The sequence below is a fragment of the Catenulispora sp. GAS73 genome (assembly GCF_041262085.1).
GTDB lineage: Bacteria > Actinomycetota > Actinomycetes > Streptomycetales > Catenulisporaceae > Catenulispora.
In genome coordinates this window covers 60172-77306 of sequence record NZ_JBGCCM010000038.1, presented here as the reverse complement: position 1 = coordinate 77306, position 17135 = coordinate 60172, and the positions used below count along the sequence as shown (strand labels likewise).

At 71.1% G+C, this 17135-nt stretch carries 19 protein-coding genes; 15 read left to right on the top strand and 4 right to left on the bottom strand.

The features are described 5' to 3' along the window. Positions 1-51: 51 nt before the first annotated feature. A complete protein-coding gene (locus tag ABH935_RS41005; protein ID WP_370383379.1) occupies positions 52-549 on the top strand; it encodes a MarR family winged helix-turn-helix transcriptional regulator in 498 nt (165 codons plus the stop codon). Positions 550-566: 17 nt separating this feature from the next. On the opposite strand, the gene ABH935_RS41000 is transcribed toward ABH935_RS41005, so the two are convergent. Beyond that, entirely contained in the window at positions 567-1025 is a 459-nt protein-coding gene (locus ABH935_RS41000) for an Lrp/AsnC family transcriptional regulator (RefSeq protein ID WP_370383378.1), read from the bottom strand. Positions 1026-1087: 62 nt separating this feature from the next. Between ABH935_RS41000 and ABH935_RS40995 the strand changes: the two genes are divergently transcribed. Both ABH935_RS40995 and ABH935_RS40990 read left to right on the top strand, forming a co-directional pair. Then, positions 1088-1855, top strand: coding sequence for an AzlC family ABC transporter permease (locus ABH935_RS40995; RefSeq protein ID WP_370383377.1), 768 nt, complete (start codon positions 1088-1090; stop codon positions 1853-1855). Beyond that, the gene (locus tag ABH935_RS40990) at positions 1848-2180 is read left to right on the top strand and encodes a branched-chain amino acid transporter permease (protein ID WP_370383376.1); all 333 of its coding nucleotides are present in this window, start codon (positions 1848-1850) and stop codon (positions 2178-2180) included. Before ABH935_RS40995 ends, ABH935_RS40990 begins: the two co-directional genes overlap by 8 nt. Here the strand turns inward: ABH935_RS40990 and ABH935_RS40985 are convergent. Then, positions 2168-2749 carry a TetR family transcriptional regulator gene (locus ABH935_RS40985; protein ID WP_370383375.1) on the bottom strand — a complete coding sequence of 194 codons (582 nt, stop codon included), beginning with the start codon at positions 2747-2749 and terminating at the stop codon, positions 2168-2170. The genes ABH935_RS40990 and ABH935_RS40985 overlap by 13 nt on opposite strands. 131 nt (positions 2750-2880) lie before the next feature. On the opposite strand from ABH935_RS40985, the gene ABH935_RS40980 reads away from it, so the two are divergent. Beyond that, on the top strand, positions 2881-3606 hold the full coding sequence (locus ABH935_RS40980) for an SDR family oxidoreductase (RefSeq protein WP_370383374.1): 726 nt from the start codon (positions 2881-2883) through the stop codon (positions 3604-3606). A 73-nt stretch (positions 3607-3679) separates the two neighbouring features. On the opposite strand, the gene ABH935_RS40975 is transcribed toward ABH935_RS40980, so the two are convergent. Further along, on the bottom strand, positions 3680-4303 hold the full coding sequence (locus ABH935_RS40975) for a TetR/AcrR family transcriptional regulator (protein ID WP_370383373.1): 624 nt from the start codon (positions 4301-4303) through the stop codon (positions 3680-3682). A gap of 76 nt (positions 4304-4379) precedes the next feature. Here ABH935_RS40975 and ABH935_RS40970 point away from each other — a divergent pair, with 76 nt between their 5' ends. The 9 genes from ABH935_RS40970 to ABH935_RS40930 all read left to right on the top strand — a co-directional run bounded on the left by ABH935_RS40970 (position 4380) and on the right by ABH935_RS40930 (position 15774). Continuing rightward, a complete protein-coding gene (locus ABH935_RS40970; protein WP_370383372.1) occupies positions 4380-4841 on the top strand; it encodes a cupin domain-containing protein in 462 nt (153 codons plus the stop codon). Positions 4842-4943: 102 nt separating this feature from the next. Next, positions 4944-5381 (top strand): MerR family transcriptional regulator, encoded by a 438-nt coding sequence (locus ABH935_RS40965; RefSeq protein WP_370383371.1) that lies wholly within the window; start codon positions 4944-4946, stop codon positions 5379-5381. Between the two features lie 5 nt (positions 5382-5386). Continuing rightward, positions 5387-6352 carry an SDR family oxidoreductase gene (locus ABH935_RS40960; protein WP_370383415.1) on the top strand — a complete coding sequence of 322 codons (966 nt, stop codon included), beginning with the start codon at positions 5387-5389 and terminating at the stop codon, positions 6350-6352. Positions 6353-6462: 110 nt separating this feature from the next. Continuing rightward, positions 6463-6963, top strand: a complete 501-nt coding sequence (locus tag ABH935_RS40955) for a MarR family winged helix-turn-helix transcriptional regulator (protein WP_370383370.1) — start codon at positions 6463-6465, stop codon at positions 6961-6963. Then, complete coding sequence (locus ABH935_RS40950; protein WP_370383369.1) at positions 6960-7817, top strand: ABC transporter ATP-binding protein; 858 nt, start codon at positions 6960-6962, stop codon at positions 7815-7817. The genes ABH935_RS40955 and ABH935_RS40950 overlap by 4 nt, the downstream gene beginning before the upstream one ends. Continuing rightward, complete coding sequence (locus tag ABH935_RS40945) at positions 7777-8634, top strand: ABC transporter permease (protein ID WP_370383368.1); 858 nt, start codon at positions 7777-7779, stop codon at positions 8632-8634. Before ABH935_RS40950 ends, ABH935_RS40945 begins: the two co-directional genes overlap by 41 nt. Before the next feature lie 78 nt (positions 8635-8712). Further along, complete coding sequence (locus ABH935_RS40940) at positions 8713-9441, top strand: DUF1269 domain-containing protein (RefSeq protein ID WP_370383367.1); 729 nt, start codon at positions 8713-8715, stop codon at positions 9439-9441. Positions 9442-9586: 145 nt separating this feature from the next. Then, positions 9587-11140, top strand: a complete 1554-nt coding sequence (locus tag ABH935_RS40935) for an NAD(P)/FAD-dependent oxidoreductase (protein ID WP_370383366.1) — start codon at positions 9587-9589, stop codon at positions 11138-11140. A gap of 335 nt (positions 11141-11475) precedes the next feature. After that, positions 11476-15774, top strand: coding sequence for a GH92 family glycosyl hydrolase (locus tag ABH935_RS40930; protein WP_370383365.1), 4299 nt, complete (start codon positions 11476-11478; stop codon positions 15772-15774). 118 nt (positions 15775-15892) lie between these two features. Here the strand turns inward: ABH935_RS40930 and ABH935_RS40925 are convergent, their stop codons facing one another. Beyond that, the gene (locus ABH935_RS40925) at positions 15893-16597 is read right to left on the bottom strand and encodes a DUF4272 domain-containing protein (RefSeq protein WP_370383364.1); all 705 of its coding nucleotides are present in this window, start codon (positions 16595-16597) and stop codon (positions 15893-15895) included. 251 nt (positions 16598-16848) lie between these two features. On the opposite strand from ABH935_RS40925, the gene ABH935_RS40920 reads away from it, so the two are divergent. Together ABH935_RS40920 and ABH935_RS40915 are read left to right on the top strand one after the other, a co-directional pair. Then, positions 16849-16983: a hypothetical protein gene (locus tag ABH935_RS40920; RefSeq protein ID WP_370383416.1), complete on the top strand. Its 135-nt coding sequence runs from the start codon at positions 16849-16851 to the stop codon at positions 16981-16983. After that, entirely contained in the window at positions 16922-17131 is a 210-nt protein-coding gene (locus tag ABH935_RS40915) for an alpha/beta fold hydrolase (RefSeq protein ID WP_370383363.1), read from the top strand. The genes ABH935_RS40920 and ABH935_RS40915 overlap by 62 nt, the downstream gene beginning before the upstream one ends. Positions 17132-17135 lie beyond the last annotated feature (4 nt).

The window sequence follows — 17135 nt, the reverse complement described above, 5'->3', positions numbered from 1 at the left end:
GGCTGCGCGGCCTGACGGTGCGCTGCCGTCCCGGCGGTCTACAGTATGGGGATGGCCGCCACCGAACAGTCACCAGGTGCCGACGAACCCGAAGCCCGGTGGCTCTCCTCCGGCGAGCTGGACTCGTGGTTGTCGGTGGTGCGGCTGATGACGCGGCTGCCGTGGGCCATCGAGGGGCAGCTCCAGCGCGACTCGGACCTGAGCATGGTCGAGTACATGACGATGGCCATGCTCGGCGAGGCGCCGGAGTGGACGATGCGCATGAGCACGCTGGCCGAGGAGGCCAGCGTCTCACTGTCGCGCCTGTCCCACATGGTCAAGCGCCTGGAGGCGCGCGGCTACGTTCGCCGCGAACCCGACCCGGCCGACGGCCGCTTCACGAACGCGATCCTGCTCCCGGCCGGCCGCCGCAAGATGGAGGAGTCGGCACCGGCGCACGTGGCGTTCGTCAGGCACGCGGTGATCGACAACCTGTCACCCGAGCGCCTGCGCCGCCTCGGCCAGGACGCCGAGCGGATCCTGCAGCGGATCGACTCGCCGGCGCGCTAGAACGCGGTAGAACCTGGTCATGCCCCGGTCTTGATCTCCTTCATCGTCAGGTGCGAGGTCAGCCGCAGTACTCCGGGCAGCCCGCTGAGCTTCGTGGTCAGGAACTCCTCGTACGCGGCGTGGTCGGCGACGGCGACGCGGATGAAGTAGTCCGGCCGCCCGAACAGCCGCCGCAGTTCGGTGACCTCCTCGTAGGAGCTCACGATGCGTTCGAACTCTTCGAAGGTCTTGCGGTCGGTGGCGCTGACCTCGACGTCGACCAGTACCTCCAGGGCGCGGCCCAGCGCCACGGGGTCGATGACCGCGCGGTAGCCGCTGATGACGCCGGCGTCCTCCAGGCGCTTGACGCGGCGCAGGCACGGGGGCGGTGTCAGGCCGACGCGCTTGGCGAGCTCGACGTTGGTCAGGCGGCCGTCGGTGCGGAGGTGGAACAGAATTTCACGGTCGATGGCATCGAGTAGCAGTTCGTTGCTCACAGAGGCAGTCTAGCGTCACAATCGGAAACCATATTAGGCGCGTTTCTTTCTAGAATTTCGCCATGGGAACTGTTGCCGCAGCAGTGGCCGACGCCTCGGTGATACCGGTGCAGGCACCGGCGTCCGCACCGGGCCGCCGCGCCGACATCGCCGCCGCGCTCCGCGACTCGGCGTCGGTCGGGCTCGGGCTGGTGCCGCTCGGCCTGGCGTTCGGCGTGGTCGCCACGCATGCGGGCCTGCCGTGGTGGTGCGCCGTCCTGTTCACCAGCCTGATCTACGCCGGCTCGCTGGAATTCCTGCTGGTCCCGCTCGTCGTGGCGGCGGTCCCGCTGGCGACCGTGGCGCTCACCGCCTTCCTGGTCAACGTCCGGCACGTCTTCTACTCGCTGTCCTTCCCGCTGCACCGCGTGAACGGCCGCCTCGCCAAGGCCTACAGCACTTTCGCGATGACCGACGAGGCCTACGCCCTGAGCACCGCCGACAGCGCCCGTGACTGGCCCGGCCGCCGGATCGTGTGGCTCCAGGTGCTGCTGCAGCTGTACTGGGTCCTCGGTGCCACGGTCGGAGCGCTGCTCAGCACCCTGATTCCGGGCGGCCTCAACGGCCTGGACTTTGCGATGACCGCGCTGTTCACGGTCCTGGCGCTGGACGCGCTGCGCGACCGCCGCGGCGACCTGCCGACGCCGGTGCTGGCGGTGCTCAGTGCCCTGATCGCCCGATGGCTGTTCCCGGGGCAGTTCCTGCTGGCCGCGTTCGTGGTGTTCACCGCCGGGCTGATGGTCCGCCGGCTGGTCGCTGGCGTCGCGGCGCGGGGGAGCGCAGATGCCTGACGCCGGATACCTCTTCGCTGCGGCCGGAGTCGCCGCCGCGGTGACGTGGGCGCTGCGCGCGCTGCCGTTCGCCGCGCTGAACGCACTGCGCTCCAGCGCGATCGTGCGCGACTTGAGCGCGCGGACGCCGGCCGGCGTCATGGTGATCCTGCTGTGCTACTGCCTGCGCGACCTGCCGGTGACGCATCCCGCGCGGCTGCTGGCGCCGCTGGTCGCGCTGGCTGTGACGGTGGCGGTGCACCTGTGGCGTCGCAGTGCGCTGCTGAGCATCGTCGGCGGGACCGTCGTGTACGTGGTACTGGTCAACGCCGTTCACTTGCGCTGATCGGCGATCGGCGCCAACGCCCCGGTCAGCTCGGCCGCGGCCTCGGTGATGTAGACGGGGAAATCGGCTCCGTCCGGCTCCTCGGTCCAGCGCGCGAACGCCGCCCGGAACACCGCGACGCCGACCTCGGCCAGCAGGCGCGCGCCGACGTCGGTCGCGCCTCGGGCCCGCAGGGTCTCGGCGAGGGCGTCGGTGACGGCGACGAACTTGCCGAGCTCGCGCTCCCGCAGCTCGGTGCTGCCGGCCACGACACGGCGGCGCTCGGGGGAGCGGGGAACCTGCTTGGCCAGGATGGCGGCGGTGCCGGCCAGTCCGGCGAGCAGCGCCTCAGCCGGGCCGAGCGCCGGGTCGGCGTCGCGGACCGCCTGCGAGATGACCGCCGGCAGCCGCTCGGAGCCGGCGAACAGCACGTCGCGCTTGTCGGCGAAGTAGCGGGAGAACGTGCGGCGGGTCAGGCCGGCGTGGTCGGTGATGTCCGTGACGGTGACGTTCTCGTACCCGCGCTCCAGGAACAGCGCGAGCGCGGACTCACGGAGGCGGTCCTCGGCACTCGGCTCCCAGCGCGGCATGCGGCGATTCTAGCAGTGATGACACAGTGAGACATCACGCGCTATGGTGATGTCTCAGTGAGACATCACTCGGCTGCCCGAGCGGCGGCCGCATCCAGCTGCATGCAGCTGCGTTCAACGGAGGACGGATCATGACACTGACCGGGCAGAAGGTCGTCGTCATCGGCGGCAGTTCGGGCATGGGACTGGCGACGGCACGAGCAGCGGCGCTTGCCGGCGCGAGCGTGACCATCGCGTCGAGCGACAAGGGGCGCCTGGACGCGGCGCTCGCCACGCTGCCGGAGGGCGCCGACGCGGTGGTGGTCGACACCACCGACGAGGACACCATCGCGGCGCTGTTCGAGCACGTCGGCGAGCTGGACCACCTCGCCTACACCGCGGGCGACTCCGTGGCCCCGCGCCCGCTGGTCGACCAGTCGCTCGACGAGGCCCGCCGCAAGCTCGACGTGCGCTTCTGGGGCGCGGTCGCGGCGGTCAAGCACGCGGTGCCGCGCATGAGCCCGCACGGCTCGATCTCCCTGACCACCGGCACGGTCGGCGTCCGTCCGGTGCCGGGCTTCGCGCTCGGCGCGGCCGGCGTCGGCGCCACCGAGGGCCTGGCCCGCGGCTTGGCGGTGGAACTGGCGCCGATCCGCGTGAACGTGGTCCGCGCCGGCGCTGTCCGCACGCCGATGTGGGAGGCCGTGCCGGAGGCGCAGCGTCAGGCGCTGTTCGCGTCGATGGCGCAGCGGACGCTGACCGGCGCGATCGGGGAGGCGGAGCAGATCGCTGCGACGCATCTGTACCTGATGGAGAACGGGTTCGTGACCGGGACGGTGATCACGGTCGACGGCGGCTTGCTGCTGACCGCCAGCTGACCGGGACCTGACAGGTGCCTGACCGGGACCTGACCGGCGGCCGGCCGGCGACGCGGCGCAGGTGCCCGGCGGCTCAGCCTCGCAGCGGCGCGGCCGTCGGTGCCAACCCGGCGAGGTAGATGTCGACGGCGCGCCGCGCGGCGCCCTCCCAGTCGGCGACGTGCGGCAGCCGCTCGGCCAGCAGGGCGCCGAAGATCACCAGGTCGCGAGCCGTGACGTCGGGGCGGATGGTGCCGTCCTGGACGCCGGTGCGCAGCAGGGCGCTGATCTGCTGGTGGACCGCGGCCTGCACGGCGAGCGTCTGCTCGTCCAGGGCCGTCGGGCCGCCGTGCAGGGGCAGGATGAGGTCCGGGCCGTGCTGGACGGTCTGGTCCAGGAAGGCGCGCACGGCCTCGATGCCCGGCCCGTCGCTCGCGGCGGCGCGCGTCGCGGTGTCCAGGACCAGCTCGAAGGAGCGGCGGGTCAGGGCGCTGAGCAGCGCCTCGCGCGAGGGGAAGTGGCGGTACAGCGTCCCGACGCCGACTCCGGCGTCGGCGGCGATGGTGGCCATCGGGGTGGCCGTGCCCTCGCGGAGGACCGCGGCCGCCGCCGCGGCGAGCACCTTGTCGCGGTTGTCCGCCGCGTCGCGACGCGGGGCGCGCTGTCTGACTTTCTCTGCCGGCTCCATCACTTTCCCTCTGGTCTGCGCCTCGGCCATCTCCCGATGATGCCATCGACTCCGGGGTCGGGGATCACCTTGACGTGCGCTTAAGCGGACGATATCGTCCGTTTACATGAGCATGGCCTATATCGCACAACCTGACCAGCAGCAGAAGCTCGAATGGCTCGACGGCGGCACCCTGGCGATGCTCCTGGACGGCCAGGCCACCGACGGCAACCTGATGATCGGCCGCTTCGACGTCGCCGAGGGGGAGGCCCCGCCGTACCACGTGCACACCCGCGAGGACGAGGTCTTCCTGCTGATCAAGGGGACCGCGCTGGTGTGGTGCGACGACCAGGAGTACGAGCTGTCCGAGGGCGGCATCGTCTACCTGCCGCGGAACCACCCGCACGGCTACCGCGTCACGTCCAAGCACGCCGACCTGCTGATGATCAACACGCCGGCCGGGATCGAGGGGATGTTCCGCGCCGTCGGCCGCGACCTGAGCACGCCGCGCCCCGAGGGCTTCGAGATCAAGCCGGACCCGGCGGTCTCCGAGCAGTACGGCAGCACCATCGTCGGGCCGCCGCGCTGAGGCTCGACGCAGCACCGACAGTCACCCTTGAAGTCAACCGAAGGCCGTGCCTCCCCGGCCACCGGTTGACTTCAAGCGCTTGAAGTATGGTCAGCTACCTTCATGACGGCTTTCACCATTCTGGAGGTATCCCGGCAAAGCGGCCTGACCGAGCCGACCCTCCGCTACTACGAGGAAGTCGGCCTGGTGGGCCCGATCGACCGGGACGACAGCAGCGGCCACCGCCGCTACGGCGAGGGCGACGTGGACACCATCGAGGTCCTGTCCTGCCTGCGCGCGGTCGGCATGGGCATCGACGACATGCGCGCCTACCTGGCCAACCGCCGCGTCGGACGATCCCGCGCGGGCGAGCAGCGCGACCTGCTGCTGCGCCACGCCGAGCGCATCGAGGCCGAGATCGCCGCGCAGCACGCGCGGCTGGACTACCTCCGCGAGAAGGCCGAGTTGTGGGACGCCCGCGACCGGGGTGACGCCGTCGCCGAAGCCGCGTCCACCGAGCGACTGGTGGCCGTGAAGAAAAGTCTGGAGGCAGTGCGATGAGTGCGATGAAGCGTGTTCTGGTGACCGGCGGGTCCGGCTATCTGGGGAGTCAGGTCGTCGCCGCGTTGTTGCGCGACGGCCGGGAGGTGCGTGCCACGGTGCGCTCGCTGAGCCGTGAGGCCGGCCTGCGCGAAGCGGTGCGGCGCGGCGGCGCCGACGACGCCGGGCTCGAAGTGGTCGCCGCCGAGTTGCTGGCCGACGAGGGCTGGAAGGAGGCGGTGGCCGGCGTCGAGGAGGTCCACCACGTCGCCTCCCCGATCCCGGTGGCGCAGCCCGACGACCCGGACGAGCTGATCGTCCCGGCCCGCGAGGGCACGTTGCGGGTGCTGCGCGCGGCTCGCGAGGCCGGCGTCCGGCGCGTGGTGCTGACTTCGTCGTTCGCGGCCGTCGGCTACACACCCAAGCCGGGAGCGGAGTACACCGAGGCCGACTGGACCGACCCCGACATGTCCGGCCTCGCGCCGTATCCGCGGTCGAAGACGATCGCCGAGCGCGCGGCGTGGGACCTGATGGCCGACGGCGACACCGAGCTGGTGACGGTCAACCCGACGGCGATCTTCGGGCCCACGCTCGTCCCGGCCCTGGGCTCGTCGATGTCCTTCATCAAGGGCCTGCTGGACGGCACGATGAGCGTCGCGCCGCGCATGCGGTTCGGCGTCGTCGACGTGCGCGACGTCGCCGACCTGCACCTGCGCGCGATGGCCGCGCCGCAGGCCGCCGGCAAGCGGTACCTGGCGGTGGCCGACGGCCCGACGCGCAGCTTCGTGGAACTGGCCGAGATCCTGCGCGACCGCCTCGGCGACGCGGCGGCGCTCGCCCCGACCACCGAGGCCGACGGTCCTGAGTTGCCGCGACCGGTGATCCACAACGAGCGGGCGCGCGAGGAGCTGGGCTGGCGTCCGCGGCCGGTCGAGACCACGATCGTGGAGTCCGCCGAGAGCCTGCGCGCTCTCGGGCTGCTGGACCGGTGATGTGCTGACCATGGTCGGTGATGTGCTGACCATGGGGTGATGAGGTGAAGAGGGATGCGGATCGGCGCATCCCTCTTCATTTAGCTCTGTATCAGAGCTAAAATCGAATCATGAGCGGTACCACCGAACCATCGGAGCTTGAAAACGTCCTGGCCGGCCTCAACCGGCTGATCCGCCGCCGGTTGCGTGCCGGGCTCCGGACCCCGCGGTTGCGCGGCGCCGAGGTCGAGCTGCTGCGGCTGGTGCGCGGTCAGCCGGGCTTGCGCGTGTCCGAGGCCGCCAAGGAGCTCGGGCTGGCCGGGAACTCGGTGTCCACGCTGGTCAAGGGGTTGGTGGAGCTCGGCATGCTGGAGCGTTCCGGCGATCCCGCCGACGGCCGGGCCACCCTGCTGCACATCACTCCCGAGGCTGCGCACCGCCTGCAGGAGTGGCAGGACCGCCGGTCGGCGCTGGTCCGGGCACACATCGAGCGGCTGTCGGACGCCCACCGGGAGGCGCTCGACGCCGCGCTGCCGGCGTTGCGCGCGCTTTCCGCGTCGCTGCACGAGGAGGCCGAGAACGGGTCCGCTGAGAGTCACGAGCTCGCCGAGAGTGCAGAGGAAGGCATATGACTGCCCCCGACTCTGACTCTGTCGTCCCGGCGATCGCCGTCACCGGCCTGGTCTACGCCTTCGGCCAGACCCGCGCCGTGGACGGCATCGACCTGACGGTCCCGGCCGGGAAGGTGTTCGGGCTGCTCGGCCCGAACGGCGCCGGCAAGACCACCGCGATCCGTGCCATGACCACCTTGCTCAAGGTGCCGCCGGGGATGATCAGCGTGTTCGGGCACGACGTGGCGCGCAACCGGATGGGAGTGCGTCGGCTGCTCGGCTACGTTCCGCAGCAGCTGTCCGCCGACAGCGGACTGACCGGCCGGGAGAACGTCGCACTGTTCGCGCGGGTCTTCGACATCGCCCGCCGGGAGCGGGCCGAGCGGGTCGCCGAGGCGCTGGACATCGTCGGGCTCGCCGAGGTCGCCGACCGGATGGCGGGCACTTACTCCGGCGGCATGGTGCGGCGCTTGGAGCTGGCGCAGGCGCTGGTGAGCGCGCCGCGGCTGCTGATTTTGGACGAGCCGACGATCGGCCTGGACCCGATCGCGCGGACCAGCGTCTGGGAGCGCATCGACGACGTGCGGGCCGTGACCGGGATGACCGTGCTGGTCACCACGCACTACATGGACGAGGCCGACCAGTACTGCGACCACCTGGCCCTGATGCACCAGGGCCGGATCCGGGCCACCGGTACGCCGGAGAGCCTCAAGCAGGGCCTGGCCGAGGCCTGGCGCGACGCGGGCCGCGACGGCGAACCGACGCTCGAAGACGTGTTCCGCCACTTCGCCGACAGCGAGCTGCTCGGCGACCAAGACGGAGGGAGTTTCCGCGATGTCCGCCGTTCCCGTAACACCGCCTCCCGTGTCGGCTGACGCCGCGCCGGCCCGGCCCCGCCTGCTCTACCAGCCCGCGGAGGTCCGCACCGGGTGGCGCGTGCTGCCCACGCGGATCGCGGCGATGTGCGCGGTGGAGATCCAGAAGCTGCGGCACGACCGCACCGAGCTCTACACGCGCGCGGTCCAGCCGGCTCTGTGGCTGCTGATCTTCGGCGAGACTTTCACCCGGCTGCACGCGATCCCCACCGGTGGCCTGCCCTACCTGGACTATCTGGCGCCGGGCATCATCGCGCAGTCCGCGATGTTCATCGCGATCTTCTACGGCATCATGATCATCTGGGAGCGGGACTCCGGGGTGCTGACCAAGCTCCTGGTCACCCCGACACCGCGGGCCGCGCTGGTGGCCGGCAAGGCGTTCGCCGCCGGGGTGAAGTCGGTGATCCAGGCGGTCGTGGTGGTGGTGCTGGCCGCGCTGCTCGGGGTGTCGCTGACCTGGAACCCGCTGAAGCTGCTCGGCGTGGCCGCGGCCGTGGTGCTCGCCTCGGCGTTCTTCTCCTGCCTGTCGATCTGCATCGCCGGGATCGTGCTGACCCGCGACCGGCTGATGGGCATCGGCCAGGCCATCACCATGCCGCTGTTCTTCGGCTCGAACGCGCTGTACCCGGTCTCGCTCATGCCGGGCTGGCTGCGGGTGGTCAGCAAGGGCAACCCGCTGAGCTATGAGGTGGACGCGCTGCGCGGGCTGCTGATCGGCACCGCCTCGCACCTGCCGCTGGACTTCGCGGTGCTGGCCGGCGCGGCCGTGGCCGGCATCGCCGCGGCCTCCGCGCTGCTGGGACGGCTGGCCAAGTAGCCTCGTCGAGCCCGCCGACAGGCGGGTCCGCGATCACCGTCGCAGACTGGTCGGGATGCCATTTCCGAAGGAGGACCCGTGGCGACCCTGACCGTGTGGAAGTTCGACGACCCCGACGGCGCCGAGAAGGTGCTGGCCGAACTGGAGGGCCTGCAGAAACAAGCCCTGCTCAAGGTGCTCGACGGGGCCGTGGTCAGCTGGCCGGCCGAGGCCAGGCGGCCGCGCACGTCCCAGCTGGCCGACATGACCGGCCGCGGGGCGCTCGGCGAGGCCTTCTGGGGCTTCCTGTTCGGGCTGCTGTTCTTCGTCCCGCTGCTGGGCCTGGCGGTCGGCGCGGCGGCCGGCGCGCTCGGCGGCTCGATGGCGAACGTCGGCATCGACAAGGACTTCATCGAGCAGGTGAAGGCGAAGGTCACGCCGGGGACCTCGGCACTGTTCGTGCTGTCCACCGACGAGGTCGAGGACCGGGTCCTGCCGACCTTCGAGCGGGCCGGCGCCGAGCTGATCAAGACGAACCTGTCGGCGGAGCAGGAGGCGCAGCTGCGCGAGGCGTTCGCCGAGGAGGAGGCGCAGGCGAAGCCGGGAGCGGCCACGGCGGGGGCGGCCGGGGCGGCGCAGCCCACCCCGACCCCGGCCCCGAAGCCCGGTCCGCCCAAGCCGGGCCCGGTCCCGAAGCCCGGTCCGCCCTCGCCGGCGCGGGCCGCCGGTGAGGCTGCGGCGCGCGAGGCCGGCAGCGGTTCGGGCGCCGACTCGGGCGCCGGCGGTACGAAGGGTTCAGGGTCGGGATCGGCGGCGAAGAGCCGCTGAGGTCGTCGTGCGTGGTCCGGTCCGGTCGCTCCGTGAGCGCACCGGGCCGGACCTTCGTATGCGGGGCCGTATACCGTGATCTGAATGAGCTTTCGCCTCGTCAGCCCATAGCTCGTAGCCCACAGCCCGCAGCGTGAGGAGTGACATGGAAGCCCCGGACGAGAACGTCGTGCAGGCCGCCGAGGACATGGTGGCCGAAGGCGCCCCGGTATTTCCGCACGGTGCGGCGCCGTCCGTCGGCGACGACGGCGTGGTCGACACCATCGACCCGGCCGACGGCGACGTGTTCGACGTCATCGTCGTGGGCGGCGGGCCGACCGGGGAGAACCTGGCCGACCGGGCCCACGCCGGCGGGCTGAGCGTGGCCGTCGTCGAGCACGAACTGGTCGGCGGCGAGTGCTCGTACTGGGCCTGCATGCCGAGCAAGGCGCTGCTGCGGCCGGTCGCGGCGGTGGCCGACGCGCGCCGCGTGGCCGGTGCGCGCGAGGCGGTCGGCGGTGCGCTGGACGTCGCGGCGGTGCTGGCCCGGCGCGACGAGTTCACCTCGAACTGGAAGGACGACGGCCAGGTCGACTGGCTCGCCAAGGCCGGCCTGTGCCTGGTGCGCGGGCACGCCCGGCTCGACGGCGAGAAGCGGGTCGTGGTCCGCACCCCCGAGGGCGCCGAGCGCGTCCTGACCGCGCGGCACGCCGTGGCGCTGTGCACTGGAACCCAGGCCTCTGTCCCGGATCTGCCGGGTGTGGCCGAGGCCGGGGTGTGGACCAGCCGCGAGGCGACCAGCGCCAAGCACGTGCCGGGGCGGCTGGCCGTGATCGGCGGCGGCGTGGTGGCCGTGGAGATGGCGACCGCGTGGCGGGCCCTGGGCAGCGAGGTCACGATGCTGGTCCGCGACGACCGGTTGCTGGGCGCGATGGAGCCGTTCGTCGGCGAGCTCGTCGCGGAGAATATGGGTGCTGACGGAGTGGACGTGCGCTTCGGCGAGTCCGCCACGGCCGTGCACCGCCGCGACGACGGCACGGTCGAGCTCACCCTCGCCGGCGGCGGCACCCTCACCGCCGGCGAGGTCCTGTTCGCCACCGGCCGCCGCCCCGCGACCGGCGACCTCGGCCTGGACACCGTCGGCCTCAAGCCAGGCGGCTGGCTGGAGGTCGACGACACGGGCTTGGTGAAGGGTGTCGACGGCAATTGGCTGTACGCGGCCGGCGACCTCAACCACCGCGCGCTGCTCACCCACCAGGGCAAGTATCAGGGCCGGATCTTCGGCGGCGCGATCTGCGACCGGGCCTTCGGCCGCGCCCTGGACACCGAGCCCTGGGGCCGCAGCGTCGCGACCGCGGACCTGCACGCCGTGACCCAGGTCGTGTTCTCCGACCCGGAGGCCGCCGCCGTCGGCATCACCTTGCGGCAGGCCCAGGACCAGGGGCTGCGGGTGCGCGCCGTCGACTACGACCTGGGGCAGGTCGCCGGGGCCGCGCTCTACGCCGACGACTACCGGGGCCAGGCGCGCGCCGTCGTGGATCTGGACCGGGAGGTGCTGGTCGGGGTCACGTTCGTCGGGCCCGGGGTCGCAGAGCTCGTGCACTCCGCGGCGATGGCGGTGGCGGCCGAGATCCCGATGAGCCGGCTGTGGCACGTCGTGCCCGCCTACCCGACCATCGGCGAGGTCTGGTTGCGACTCTTGGAGACATACCGGGGCTGATGCTCAAAATGTCGCTGAAGAGGTCAGATACAGCGATGTAGCGAACCCGCAGCGGGAAGTGTGGTCGGAGCCGACGTCGGCTCCGGCCACTTTGTTTTGCGCCTCCGATCGGCCTGACCAGCATGGGAACGTTAACAGGAAAACCGGCCCCGCAGGACCCATAGTCGCAACTCAGAAGCCTTGCTAACGTTACCGCCGTCACCTTCGAACCCGTTCGAGAACTGACCACTCGTGGAGGGACGGTGCCCATGGCGCGCCGTGTAAGTGTCCGACGAAAGATGGCGAGGGCGGCTGGAGCCGCCGTTTTGACAGGGGCCTTAAGCGTTACAGCAGCCTTGTCCGGCGCGGCCGGGACGGCGTTCGCCGCGTCCGGCGGGTCCGGCGGGGTCACCCCGGTCGCGAACCCCGCGGCGGCGGTGAACCCGTTCCTGGCCACCGGCGACGGCGGGGCCGGCGGCCAGGCCGACGACTTCCCGGGTCCGGACGTGCCCTTCGGCATGATGCAGTGGGGCCCGGACACCACCCCCGACCGCCCGGAGGGCGGCGGCTACTACTACAACGACTCGAACATCTCCGGCTTCAGCCTGACCCACATGTCGGGTCCGGGCTGCGGGGCGTTCGGGGACGTGCCGATCCTGCCGACGGCCGGCGCGCTGCCGAGCGACCCGTCGAACGCCTCGGCACCGTTCAGCCACTCCGCCGAGTCCGCCTCGGCCGACTACTACTCGGTCAGCACCGGCGCCGGGGCGTCGTCGGTGAAGACCGAGCTCACCGAGACCGCGCGTTCGGGCATCGGCCGCTTCACCTTCCCGGCCGGCGCGCAGTCCAACCTGCTGTTCAAGCTGACCGGCTCGCAGAACGGCGACTCGGCCACCAGCGCGACGGTCGTGGGGCCCAACGAGGTCCAGGGCTCGGTCACCAGCGGCCACTTCTGCGGTGCGGGCAACACCTACACGCTGAACTTCGACATCGTCTTCGACCAGCCGATCACCGCGCACGGCACCTGGACCGGCACCACGGTCACCCCGGGTTCGGCGCCGGCGGCCAAGACGACGCAGCAGTCGCAGACCACGAACACCCAGAGCACGAAGACCCAGGCCCCGACGTCGGCGGCCAGCCCGAGCCCGGCCGCGCCCTCGGCGAGTCCGAGCCCGAGTTCCAGCGCGTCGCCGAGCCCCAGCCCGGCTCCCGGGGGCACGACGTCCACCACCCCGAAGGCCAAGCCGGGCGCGTTGCCCGCGCCGACCATCCACGGCAAGCTGCCGGCCACGCAGAAGACGACGGCCAAGGCGGCGGCCACGGGCCCCGACGGTCTGTACCTGACCTTCGACACCACCGCCAACCAGGTGGTTCAGGCCAAGGTCGGCATATCGTTCACCTCCGGGGCCAACGCGACGGCGAACCTGGCCGCCGAGCAGACCGGCTTCGCCTTCGACACCGTGCACAACGCCGGCGTCAAGGCGTGGAACGACGAGCTGGGCAAGATCCAGATCGGCGGCGGCACCGCGGCGCGCCAGCAGGTGTTCTACACCGGCATGTACCACGCGCTGCTGCACCCGAACACGTTCTCCGACACCAACGGGCAGTACGTCGGGTTCGACAACCAGGTGCACACCGTGCAGCCCGGGCACGTCCAGGTCGCGAACTACTCCGGCTGGGACATCTACCGGACGCAGGCGCAGCTGGAGGCGATCGTCGACCCGGCGATGGCCAGCAACGCCGCGCAGTCGATCGTCAACGACGCCGCGCAGAACAACGGCATGATGCCGAAGTGGGCGATGAACAACGGCGAGAGCTACGTCATGGTCGGCGACCCGGCCGACGGCGAGCTCGCCGACTACTACGCCTTCGGCGCCCGGGACTTCGACACCGCCTCCGCGCTGAAGTACGCGTTGGCCGAGGCGAACACCCCGAACAACATCCGCCCCGATCTGGCGGACTTCGAGAAGTACGGCTACGTCCCCTCCGACGCCGCCAACACCTGCTGCAACTTCTACGGGCCGGTGTCGACGACCGAGGAGTACGGCGCCGCCGACTTCGCCCTCGGCCAGCTGGCCGGCGCGCTCGGCGACAAGACCGACGCCGCCGCGCTGCAGACCCGGTCGCAGGACTGGCAGAACCTGTTCAGCCCGGCCACCGGCCTGCTGGAGCCGCGCACCATGAGCGGCTCGTACCTGCCGACCACGCTGACCTCGTCCGACAACTACGTGGAAGGCGACGCCTCGCAGTACCGCTGGCAGATCGGCTGGAACCTCTCCGGCCTGGTGTCGGCGATGGGCGGCGGCGCGGCGGTGCAGAAGCAGCTGGACACCTTCTTCACCCAGCTCGACCAGGGTCCGCCCTCGCCGTACGCGTTCCTCGGCAACGAGCCCGACATGGGTGTGCCGTGGCTGTACGACTGGGCCGGCGCGCCGTGGAAGGCGCAGAAGATCGTGAACGACGTCCGCACCCAGATCTTCACCGACGACCCGAAGACCAGCCTGGGCGGCAACGACGACCTGGGCACCACCTCGGCGCAGGGCGTCTTCTCGATGCTCGGCATGTTCCCGGAGGCCGCGGGCAGCGCCGACATGGCGCTGAACAGCCCTGAGTTCCCGCTGGAAGTCGTCCACCTGGGCAACGGCAAGTCCATCACCGTCAACGCGCCCGGCGCGGACTCGGTGAAGAACTTCTACGTCCAGAGCATGCGGCTCAACGGCTCGCAGTGGCACTCGCCGTACCTGCCGGCCTCGGCGTTCACCGACGGCGCGACGCTCGACGTCAAGGTCGGCTCCACCCCGAACAAGAGCTGGGGCGCGAGCAAGAAGGACGTCCCGCCGTCGCACGGTGACGGCCAGCAGCCGGCCATCGGCTACCTGTCCGACCAGCAGCTCCAGGTCGCCCCCGGCGGCAGCGCCAAGGTGACGGTGTCCGCGCAGGACGTCCTCGGGCAGCACCAGGACATCGCGGTGAGCTCCACGGCTCCGGCCGGCTCCGGCCTGACCCTGAAGCAGTCGGACCGGGACCTGCACCTCACCTCGAACGGGCACGGCTCGTTGACGCTGACCGTCAAGGCTCCGGCCACGACGGCGCAGACGTTCTACACCGTCCCGATCCAGCTGTCCGAGAACGGCAAGGCCCTGCCTCCGCTGAAGCTGACCGTCCTGGTCGCCACGCCCGGCAGCCTGCTGTCCTCGTTCAACAACAACGGCATCGCCGACGACAACCAGATCACCGTCACGAACTACGACGGTGTCGGCAACAGCTACTCCCAGCAGGCACTGGCCGCCGCCGGGCTGACCCCCGGCAAGCCGGTGACCGTCGGCGGCGTCACCTACACCTGGCCGCTGCCGGCCCCGGGCTTCCCGGACAACACCGTGGCCGCCGGCCAGAAGGTGACCGTGTCCGCGGCCGCCGGGACGCAGCAGCTCGGTCTGCTGGGCTCGGCCGACGGCGGACCGAGTCAGGGTGTGATGACGCTGGACTACTCCGACGGCAGCACCACCCAGTACTGGCTCGGGCTGTCCGACTGGACGCTGGGCGCGGGCCAGGCCAAGCCGTCCTTCGGCAACGGCGACGCCGCGACCCTGCCCTACCGCGACTGCTCCAGCTGCGCGAACGGCAGGGACAACACCGCGACGCACGTGTTCTCCACGGTGTTCCCGGTCGACCCGACCAAGACGCTGACCTCGGTCGTCCTGCCGAACGGGACCGACCAGGGCCGGCTGCACGTGTTCGCGGTCGGCACCTCGACCGCCGCGCCGACCGGCGCGGTGGCCACCTCGGTCGCCCCGTCGCCGGCCGCGGCCGGCCAGCAGGTGACCGTGCACGGCTCCGGCTTCGGGGCCACGCAGGGCACCGGCTACGTGGTGTTCAGCGATCACGGCATCAACTGGGGAGCGCCGGGCAACAGCGCGACGTTCACGGTCGACTCCTGGAGCGACACGGCGGTGACCTTCACCGTGCCGACCCCGAGTGGCGCCAACGGCATGTTCCACGTCTTCGCCGGCACGAACGCCTCGGTGAGCGTGGTCAACGCCGCCGGTCAGGTCTCCGACGGCCAGGTGCTGCCGATGACCCCGACCGCGAACCCGGCCGACTACTACAGCAACATCGGCACCTCGCCGGACGCGAACCAGAAGTGCGCCGACTTCGACGGCGACGGCTACAGCTACTCGGCCGAAGCCCTGGCCGCCAACGGCATCAAGCCCGGCGGCACGGTGACGTCGAACGGCGTGACCTACACCTGGCCGAACGTCGCGGCGTGCGGCGCGGACAACATCCTGCCCGACGGGCAGACCATGCTGGTGACCGGAAAGGCCGGGGCCACCAAGCTCGGGCTGCTCGGCTCGTCCACCAACGGCGGGTCCTCCGGACCGATCACCCTGACCTACACCGACGGCACCTCCACCACCCAGACGCTGACGTTCAACGACTGGGCCAGCGGCGGGGACACCACGGACACCGCGATCGCGACGATGCCCTACCGGAACAGCGATTCCGGGAGCTCGCAGTCGATCCAGATGTTCGTGTTCTCCACGACGGTGCCGGTGGACTCGACGAAGACGCTGGCCTCGATCACGTTCCCGAACGTGGCCTCGGGCGTCAGCAGCAACACCACGGCGATGCACGTGTTCGCGGTGGCTGAGGGATAGCGGGTAGCTCGTAGCTCGACGGCCTTATAGGCCGCCTGGGCTGTACAGGCCGCTGGTCCCGACCCGGGAGTTCTGGGTCGGGACCAGCGGTTTTTGCGGCGCTCTCACGCCTTCCGCGTCAGGTGTGGGTCGGGACGTCGTCCCAGTCCTCGCCCATGAACGTGATCAGCCAGTTCAGCGCGTGGTGCCGTTCCATGATCACGCCGCCGTCCAGGTCGGCCGGGTTGGGGCGGCCTTCCAGCCCGGCGTGCCGGGTGGCCCAGTGCAGGCGGAAGTGCAGGTCCAGCGCGTCCACGATCTCGGCGGCCGGGCGCAGGGCGGCGGTGGCGACGCGCTCGTCGGGGTCGGCGTCCATCATCGTCGCGATGACGGTGTCCAGGTCGCAGATCGTGGTGGGCCACGGCAGTTCCTCCGCCCAGCCGAGCGCCCACTGGAGTGTCGCCAGCGACTCGTAGCGCCACAGGGAGTTGATGAGTGTCTGCTTCTCCGGCTCGGCGGCGGCGAAGAACGCTGCCTCGATCGGGCTGAACGCCGCGAAGCCCTGGGGGAAGCGCTCGCGCATCTCCTCGACCGGGATCTCAGCGTCGCTCAGGAGTGAGTCGGCGCGCATGGCGGTGAGGAAGAGCGCGTAGGTGCGTCGGGCGACTTCGGTCGGGGTGCGGAGTGTGACGGTGTCCGCGGATTCGATCCAGGGGAGGTGTGCGGGCACGGAGATGCCGGCGGCGGCCAGGCGTGCTTCGGTTCGCGCTCTGCGTGCGCGGGATTCGGCTTCGGCTTCGGTTTCGGTGGGGGAGGAGGGTTCCGCCCCGCTGTTCACGGTCATCGCGAGACCACCTGTCGATGTCGGTCTGTGGGAACGTTTCAACGAGGGCGGCTGGACTCTACTACTGCCGGGCGACACGTACTCGCCGAACGGCACGCCGGCCGCCGGCCGCAGATTCGGCGCGACGGCCACACTCCACTCACCGTGGAACGTCGCCGCCCACGCGCGGCAGCCGCGCGCGCAGCTGCCTCGCACGGATGGCGGCCTCACATGAGAATAGGTGAGCGCCCGCCCCGCCGCGCTGGCCCCCGATGAGGACGAGACGTCGCAGAGTCTGTGCCGGCGACCTGCCGGAGGCGGAGCAGAAGGTGGTGTGGGCGACGCATGCCGCCCCGCCGGCCGAGCTGGTCACCGAGAAGGTGCCGGGTACGCATCGTGGCCGCTGAGGACCAGACCGTGAACCCCGACCTGGAGCGCTTCGTCGCCAAGCGCATGGGCGCCTCGACGCACGAGGTGGTCAGCAGCCACGTGCCGATGCTGTCGCACCCTGATTTCGTGCTGGACGTGATCCGGGCCGCGGCACGCGATGTATAGCCCT

Bases quoted from the DNA above. Each gene is read 5' to 3' on its own strand.
- ABH935_RS41005 (WP_370383379.1), top strand. From the start codon at position 52: ATGGCCGCCACCGAACAGTCACCAGGTGCCGACGAACCCGAAGCCCGG.
- ABH935_RS40995 (WP_370383377.1), top strand. From the start codon at position 1,088: ATGGGAACTGTTGCCGCAGCAGTGGCCGACGCCTCGGTGATACCGGTG.
- ABH935_RS40990 (WP_370383376.1), top strand. From the start codon at position 1,848: ATGCCTGACGCCGGATACCTCTTCGCTGCGGCCGGAGTCGCCGCCGCG.
- ABH935_RS40985 (WP_370383375.1), bottom strand. From the start codon at position 2,749: ATGCCGCGCTGGGAGCCGAGTGCCGAGGACCGCCTCCGTGAGTCCGCG.
- ABH935_RS40980 (WP_370383374.1), top strand. From the start codon at position 2,881: ATGACACTGACCGGGCAGAAGGTCGTCGTCATCGGCGGCAGTTCGGGC.
- ABH935_RS40975 (WP_370383373.1), bottom strand. From the start codon at position 4,303: ATGGCCGAGGCGCAGACCAGAGGGAAAGTGATGGAGCCGGCAGAGAAA.
- ABH935_RS40970 (WP_370383372.1), top strand. From the start codon at position 4,380: ATGAGCATGGCCTATATCGCACAACCTGACCAGCAGCAGAAGCTCGAA.
- ABH935_RS40965 (WP_370383371.1), top strand. From the start codon at position 4,944: ATGACGGCTTTCACCATTCTGGAGGTATCCCGGCAAAGCGGCCTGACC.
- ABH935_RS40960 (WP_370383415.1), top strand. From the start codon at position 5,387: ATGAAGCGTGTTCTGGTGACCGGCGGGTCCGGCTATCTGGGGAGTCAG.
- ABH935_RS40955 (WP_370383370.1), top strand. From the start codon at position 6,463: ATGAGCGGTACCACCGAACCATCGGAGCTTGAAAACGTCCTGGCCGGC.
- ABH935_RS40950 (WP_370383369.1), top strand. From the start codon at position 6,960: ATGACTGCCCCCGACTCTGACTCTGTCGTCCCGGCGATCGCCGTCACC.
- ABH935_RS40945 (WP_370383368.1), top strand. From the start codon at position 7,777: ATGTCCGCCGTTCCCGTAACACCGCCTCCCGTGTCGGCTGACGCCGCG.
- ABH935_RS40935 (WP_370383366.1), top strand. From the start codon at position 9,587: ATGGAAGCCCCGGACGAGAACGTCGTGCAGGCCGCCGAGGACATGGTG.
- ABH935_RS40925 (WP_370383364.1), bottom strand. From the start codon at position 16,597: ATGACCGTGAACAGCGGGGCGGAACCCTCCTCCCCCACCGAAACCGAA.
- ABH935_RS40920 (WP_370383416.1), top strand. From the start codon at position 16,849: ATGAGGACGAGACGTCGCAGAGTCTGTGCCGGCGACCTGCCGGAGGCG.
- ABH935_RS40915 (WP_370383363.1), top strand. From the start codon at position 16,922: ATGCCGCCCCGCCGGCCGAGCTGGTCACCGAGAAGGTGCCGGGTACGC.